Here is a 6,663-nt window from a genome sequence, read left to right as displayed (position 1 = left end):
CGAAGTCTTTTATCTCTTCTGTAAAACAACCTTTATCATCAACCGGTGCGTATATGTCGAGGCCGTATTTTAACCCGGCCTCGTAGTCGTCTTCGCCATGCCCAGGGGCAATGTGGACAATGCCTGCACCCTCTTCTGCGGTTACGAAATCACCAAGGATTACTTTTGATTTTCTTGCAATAAAGGGATGTTCATAGGTTAAACTTTCTAAGTCTTTTCCCACATGCCCAGCAATAACGGAATATTTATTTTTTCCTAACGTAGATTTTGGATCATTTGGATCATAGAGTTGAAATTCATATCCAAACTTTTCCATGATTTTAGAATGCACTATTGATTGATTGGCTAAAACCCACACCTCCTCATGTGTGCCCAGATTTAACTTAACCTCACTATAAAGTATTTCTGGACTAAGAGCTATTGCTAAATTAGCAGGCAATGTCCATGGAGTTGTTGTCCATATAATAAAATAATGTCTAAGCTTAGGAAACTCTTTAAACCAACCCCTATCCCTAACGTCTTTAGAAATATTTTCAATTCTGAACTTCACATAAATAGATGGCGATTCTTTCTCGTAATACTCTATCTCTGCCTCTGCGAGGGCTGTAACACAGGACGGGCACCAGTGCACAGGCTTTTTGCCTTTATAGACATAACCTTTTTTCAGAAAAAGGCCGAATTCCTTTATAATAGCTGCCTCGTATGGAAAGGCCATAGTCAGATATGGATTATCCCAGTCACCAAAGACGCCAAGCCTGATAAACTCATCCTTTTGAATGCCGACAAATTTAGAGGCATATTCCCTGCACAGCCTTCTCTTTTCGAGGACTGATATGTCTTCTTTTTTTGAGCCAAGATTTTTGTCAACCTGATGCTCTATGGGAAGCCCATGGCAGTCCCATCCTGGCACAAACGGCGAATAAAAATCCATCATGGATTTGTATTTGACAATTATATCCTTGAGGATTTTATTAAGGGCATGGCCTATGTGGATGTGCCCGTTGGCATAGGGGGGGCCGTCATGTAGAATGTATGGCTCGCTGGACTTGTTCTGCTCCTGCATTTTCTGGTAGGTAGCGTGTTTTCCCCATAAGTTCAGTATCTCAGGCTCTTTCTGCGTGAGATTCGCCTTCATCGGAAATTCAGTCTTGGGTAAGTTCAGGGTTTCCTTGTAATCAGTTTTCATAATTTAAATATAGGTTTCTCCAGAAAAATATGGTTTAGCTCAATTCAAAAACCTTAACATCTTAAATGAGAACGTGTCAAGAAACGGTGAGACCTAAAAATAGATGTAGAACTTTAAAATTTAGTAATACCAATAAATTACATAGAGCAGACAGTTTCAAAATTTCTATACGACACCTTATAAAAAAGACGTTATGGATTTGACAAAAAACATTGAAACTGAAAGGCTAAAACAGAATATAAATAATTTGTCGATTATAGAAATTTTGAAACTGTCTGCTCTATGCCTATTTTTCGGTGAGACCCTACGGAGATGCGGAGTTGAAAAGCCCTGTACTTAAGTATCTGTCTCCTCTGTCAGGGAAGATTACTGCAACCCTTTTGTTCTTTCCAAACTTCCTCGCAATTTTAAGAGCAGCCCATAGGGCAGCTCCGGAGGAGATACCAACAAGGAGGCCTTCTTCTTTAGCAAGCCTTCGCGCCATATCCTCAGCATCCTCGTCAGTGATAGGAATTATTTCATCATAAATTTTTGTGTTTAAAACTCCTGGGTAAAACCCTGCGCCGATTCCGGCAATCCTGTGGGTGCCTGGTTCACCTCCTGAGAGCACAGCAGAATAGGCTGGCTCGACTGCAACAACCCATGTATCAGGTTTCCTGTCCTTCAGCACCTCGCCTATACCTGTTATTGTCCCTCCTGTTCCAACTCCAGCAACAAAGGCTTCTGGAACACCAATGTCGTTGATTATCTCCAGTGCAGTTGTCCTTCTGTGTATTTCCGGATTTGCTGGATTTTCGAACTGCATGGGCATGAAATGATAGGGATTCTTCTTCAGTATTTCCTCTGCCTTCTCCACAGCGCCCATCATTCCTCTGCCGCCCTCTGTAAGGACAAGGTCAGCGCCATATGCCTGAAGGAGAAGTCTGCGTTCAAGGCTCATTGTCTCAGACATTGTAAGTATTAACCTGTATCCCTTGACAGCAGCAACTAAGGCAAGACCAATCCCTGTATTTCCACTTGTTGGCTCTACAATCGTTCCACCAGGCCTTAGCTTCCCATCCCTTTCTGCTGCCTCTATCATCGAGAGCGCAATCCTGTCTTTAACAGAACCACCTGGATTAAAGCCCTCGAGCTTTGCCCATATCTCTGCATTTTCAGGGCCTGGAATGCGGTTTAACCTGACAATCGGTGTGTTGCCAATAAGAGATAAGGCATTAGCGTGTATCAACTTGTGACCTTTGTTTTAATTACCTCGTAAAGCTCCTCAGGCGACATTATTGCGCCTCCTGGCCTTCCATAGAAATCCACTTCAGACTTTCTGCATACAGAAAGTCTCACATCCTCTACCATCTGCCCGAGATTCATCTCAATTGTGAGAAACCTTTTTCCGTCGGCAAGCTTTCCGAGCGCTCTTTCAGGAAACGGGAAAAGTGTAACAGGTCTGAAAAGGCCGACCTTAAGACCCTCTCTCCTCAGATTTCTCACTGCAGAGGATGCAATCCTCGCAGCCATGCCAAAGGCAACAACTATAAAAGTAGCATCATCAACCAACATGGCATCATACATAACCTCTTTTTCCTTCATCCTGTCATACTTCTCTTTTAGATGCCAGTTTCTTTCCTCAAGAGCCCCCTCTTTCATCCATAGGGACTTGATAACATTGGGCTCTCTTTTAGCGCACCCTGTAATGGCCCAATCCTTGGGCGGCAGGTCTTTTGGCTCATAAGTGGTTGTCACCATGGGCTCCATCATCTGCCCAAGAATCCCATCACTGAGAATCATAACCGGGTTTCTATATTCATCAGCCTTATCAAAGGCCCTCATTGTAAGGTCCCACATCTCCTGCAGATTCCATGGCGCATAGACAAGAAGCCTGTAATCTCCATGCCCCCCGCCTTTTACTGCCTGGAAGTAATCAGCCTGACTTCCTGAAATATTTCCGAGCCCAGGCCCTCCCCTCTGTATATTCGCAATTACAGCCGGCAGCTCTGCTCCAGCAAGGTAGGATATCCCCTCCTGCTTAAGGCTTATACCAGGACTGCTCGATGAGGTCATTGCCCTTGCCCCTGTTGCAGCGGCTCCGTAGACCATATTTATAGCAGAAAGCTCGCTCTCTGCCTGAATAAAGACCCCTCCAACCTCAGGCATCCGCCATGACATATATTCAGGCACTTCATTCTGCGGGGTTATGGGATAGCCAGCATAAAGCCTGCAGCCTGCCTGTATGGCAGCCTCTGCCAATGCCTCATTGCCCTTCATTAATATTTTCTGCAAATTTTGTCTCCTTTTCATCTCTCCACACTTCAATGGCAATATCAGGGCACACGGTAGAGCATAGCCCGCAGCCATTGCATTTTTCAATGTTGACAGGACATGCCGGGTAATAGCCCATTGCATTGAAATTTTTCTCAAGGGTGATTACACCTTTGGGACAGGCCATTATGCAATAGCCGCATCCCTTGCAGACATCCCTGTTGATTATGATTTTACCTTTCATTTATGCCCTGCCCGCAGCCTTTTTAGTTTTATTCCTTAACATCTCTTTTGCGTGTTCTATTGATACTTCGGAATCACCACCGCTGAGCATCCTGGCAAGTTCCATTACCCTGTCGTCTCCCGCAATGCTTCTAACCTTTACTGCTGTCCTGCCGGCTTTCACTGTCTTTTCTATTTTGAGATGCATGTCCCCGTAAGATGCAATCTGTGGAAGATGGGTAATGCATATTACCTGATGATTTTTTGAAAGGGCCTTTAGCTTGCCTCCTACAGTGTCTGCTGCTTTTCCGCCAATCCCTGCATCAATCTCATCAAAGACAAGTATTGAAATCCTGTCCCCTCCGGATAAGAGCCCTTTGAGTGCAAGCATCACTCTTGAGAGTTCACCTCCTGAGGCAGTTTTTGACAGGGGTCTCAACTCCTCTCCGGGGTTTGGCGATATGAGATATTCAACTCTGTCTATACCTTTTGAATTGGCCTTAAAACCATCTATTGTGTCTTCCCCCTGTTCGCAAAACATCTTGATGGAAAATCTCGTATGGGGCATTGAGAGTGTTCCGAGTTCTGCCACAACTTTTTTCTCGATTTGTCCTGCAACGGCCTTTCTTTTCTCAGAAAGGTTATTTGCTTTTTCAGTCAGAATTTTCCTCAAGTCTTCAATCTCGGCCTTGAGATACTCTAATCTTTCTTCTGAGCTTTGAAGTTCATTAAGCTCTCTTTGAGCCTTTTCCTTGTAATCAAGGATTTCCTGAACATTTGCGCCATATTTCTTTATCAGCCGTTTTATAAGCTCATGCCTTTCCTGCAGGGCCTCCAGTCTTGAGGGATTAAAATCAAGACTATCTTTATAGCCCCTTAAAAACATCGAGGCTTCCTCAATCAATGGCATGGCCTCTTCTATTGTTCTTAAGGTTTCGGTTGCCCTGTTATCAATGCTGGCGATTTCCCTTATTGCATTTATAGCCTTTGAAAGACTGTTCTGAGCAGCTCCTTCTGAAGCATACAGGGAATCATATGCCTCATTTGCGAGGGATAAGAGGCGTTCTGTATTGCTCAGGATCTTCAGTTCTTCAGCAAGGGCTTCCTCTTCATCTTTTTTCAAACCCGAAGCCTCTATCTCGCCTATCTGAAATTTAAGCATATCTATTTTCTGAACCCTTTCTCTTTCCCTTACTGTAAGTTCTTCCATCTGCTGTCTCAAGGCCATAAGCTTTGCATAAACAACAGAGAAATCCTCCCTGTCTTTAAGAAGTCTGCCGTATGCGTCTATCATCTCAAGTTGGTTTTCTGGCAAAAGAAGCGACTGGTGCTCATACTGGCCATGAATGTCAATGATGTCCCTGCTTACTTCAGAAAGAGTCTGGACATTTACCAGCGCGCCATTTATATATGCCCTGCTTTTGCCTGAAGATGAAATTATCCTCTTCATGATAACCCCTTCGTCCTGCTCTATTCCCATATCAGCGAGAGTCTTAAGAGGTGGAATCTCGAAAAATGCCTCTACTGTAGCTTCTTTTTCGCCGCTCCTTATAAGCACACTGGATGCGCGTTCTCCAATGCACAGGCCAAGTGCGTCTATTATGATTGACTTGCCTGCTCCGGTCTCACCTGTAAGGACATTAAGGCCTTCGTCAAACTCTATAGAGACGTCCTCGATTATAGCGAGATTTTTTATATGTAACTCCCTCAGCATTTTTCACCTGAGGAATTATAGTTTAAGGCAGGTGAAATTTCAAATAAGCCGCGGAAGCCAGCAAGGGGTCATGGGAAGATTTTATCATCAGATAGGGGTTTATAAAGTGTATAATATTGATTTGACCTCAATTCAACAATCAATTTGACAATGCTCAGGTGGTGTGCTAAACCTATGGAGGTTACTCCCAAGCCAAAGAAAAAGGCCTGATTACGGTGATAGAAGAGAGGAGGTGAACATCTGTCAAAACTATTTAGATAAGAAGTTTAAGAAATATTCTCACAAGGAAAGGAGAAATATATGAAAAGGACATTTTTGCTTTTTAAAATTTCTATTTTGGTTTGCACTGTGGCTCTGATGTGCCTCTCAATTGGAATAGCAAGCGCCTGGGAGCCAACAAAGCCTGTAGAGTTTATAGTTCCAGCAGGAACTGGTGGTGGTGCTGATGTTATGGCCAAGTTTATCTCTCCGCTCATCGAAAAGTATAAGCTATCGCCAAAACCCTTCGTCGTTGTAAACAAACCAGCTGGTGCGGGAGCAGAGGGGTTTCTCTATGTGAAAGGGAAGAAAGGTGATCCACATGTTATTATCATCACACTGGATAATACTTTCACAACTCCTTTGGCCACAGGTGTTCCATTTAACTGGAGAGATCTCACACCTATTGCACGGCTCGCTCTGGATTATTTTGTCCTATGGGTAAATGCCGAGGCTCCTTATAAGACCGCTAAAGAGTATCTCGATGCGGTGAAGAAGGAACCGGGGAAATTCATCATGGGTGGAACAGGAACCGCACAGGAAGACCAGATCATTACCGTCATGATGGAGCAAGCCTATGGCGTAAAGTTTTTGTATGTTCCATTTAAGGGGGGTGGAGATGTGGCTGTTGAGCTCGCTGGAAAACGTGTCAGTTCAACTGTAAACAATCCTGCAGAGGCTGTTAGCCACTGGAAGGCAGGGAGACTTAAACCCTTAGCTGCCATTGACCATGAGAGGATTAACCTGCCAGATTGGAAGGATATTCCTACCATGAAGGAGGCTACGGGTGTGGATCTGAGTTATCTCATGCTCCGCGGTATCTTTGCGGCCCCTGGCATTACAAAGGAACAGCAGGATTTCTATATCGGGGTTATGAAGAAAGTGACCGAGACCCCAGAGTGGAAGAAATATATATCCGACATGGGACTGAAAGGAGCATTCTTCACAGGAGCTGACTATGTGAAATGGCTTGAACAGAAAGAGGCAATGACTAAAGACCTTATGTTAAAGGGCGGCTTGCTCAAGAAGT

6 protein-coding genes are annotated in these 6,663 nt (G+C 44.2%); 1 reads left to right on the top strand and 5 read right to left on the bottom strand.

Features of this window, described 5'->3' with window-relative positions:
- The 5 genes from HZC12_08650 to recN all read right to left on the bottom strand — a co-directional run.
- On the bottom strand, positions 1 to 1,186 hold a 1,186-nt coding region (locus HZC12_08650), incomplete at its 3' end, for a class I tRNA ligase family protein (protein ID MBI5026773.1).
- Between the two features lie 304 nt (positions 1,187 to 1,490).
- A complete protein-coding gene (gene cysK / locus HZC12_08645) occupies positions 1,491 to 2,414 on the bottom strand; it encodes a cysteine synthase A (GenBank protein MBI5026772.1) in 924 nt (307 codons plus the stop codon).
- Positions 2,411 to 3,460 (bottom strand): 3-methyl-2-oxobutanoate dehydrogenase subunit VorB, encoded by a 1,050-nt coding sequence (locus tag HZC12_08640; protein ID MBI5026771.1) that lies wholly within the window; start codon positions 3,458 to 3,460, stop codon positions 2,411 to 2,413. The genes cysK and HZC12_08640 overlap by 4 nt, the downstream gene beginning before the upstream one ends.
- On the bottom strand, positions 3,432 to 3,683 hold the full coding sequence (locus HZC12_08635; GenBank protein MBI5026770.1) for a ferredoxin family protein: 252 nt from the start codon (positions 3,681 to 3,683) through the stop codon (positions 3,432 to 3,434). The genes HZC12_08640 and HZC12_08635 overlap by 29 nt, the downstream gene beginning before the upstream one ends.
- Positions 3,684 to 5,375, bottom strand: a complete 1,692-nt coding sequence (recN, locus tag HZC12_08630) for a DNA repair protein RecN (protein ID MBI5026769.1) — start codon at positions 5,373 to 5,375, stop codon at positions 3,684 to 3,686.
- A gap of 300 nt (positions 5,376 to 5,675) precedes the next feature.
- Between recN and HZC12_08625 the strand changes: the two genes are divergently transcribed.
- The coding region (locus HZC12_08625; GenBank protein MBI5026768.1) for a tripartite tricarboxylate transporter substrate binding protein at positions 5,676 to 6,663 on the top strand (988 nt) is incomplete at its 3' end.

The sequence above is a fragment of the Nitrospirota bacterium genome (assembly GCA_016214385.1).
Lineage (GTDB): Bacteria > Nitrospirota > Thermodesulfovibrionia > UBA6902 > JACROP01 > JACROP01.
Note: the sequence above shows the minus strand (reverse complement) of the source record. Positions and strands in the feature narration are given on the sequence as shown.

Coding starts and splice junctions, on each gene's coding strand:
- HZC12_08635 (MBI5026770.1), bottom strand. CDS start 3,683: ATGAAAGGTAAAATCATAATCAACAGGGATGTCTGCAAGGGATGCGGC.
- recN (MBI5026769.1), bottom strand. CDS start 5,375: ATGCTGAGGGAGTTACATATAAAAAATCTCGCTATAATCGAGGACGTC.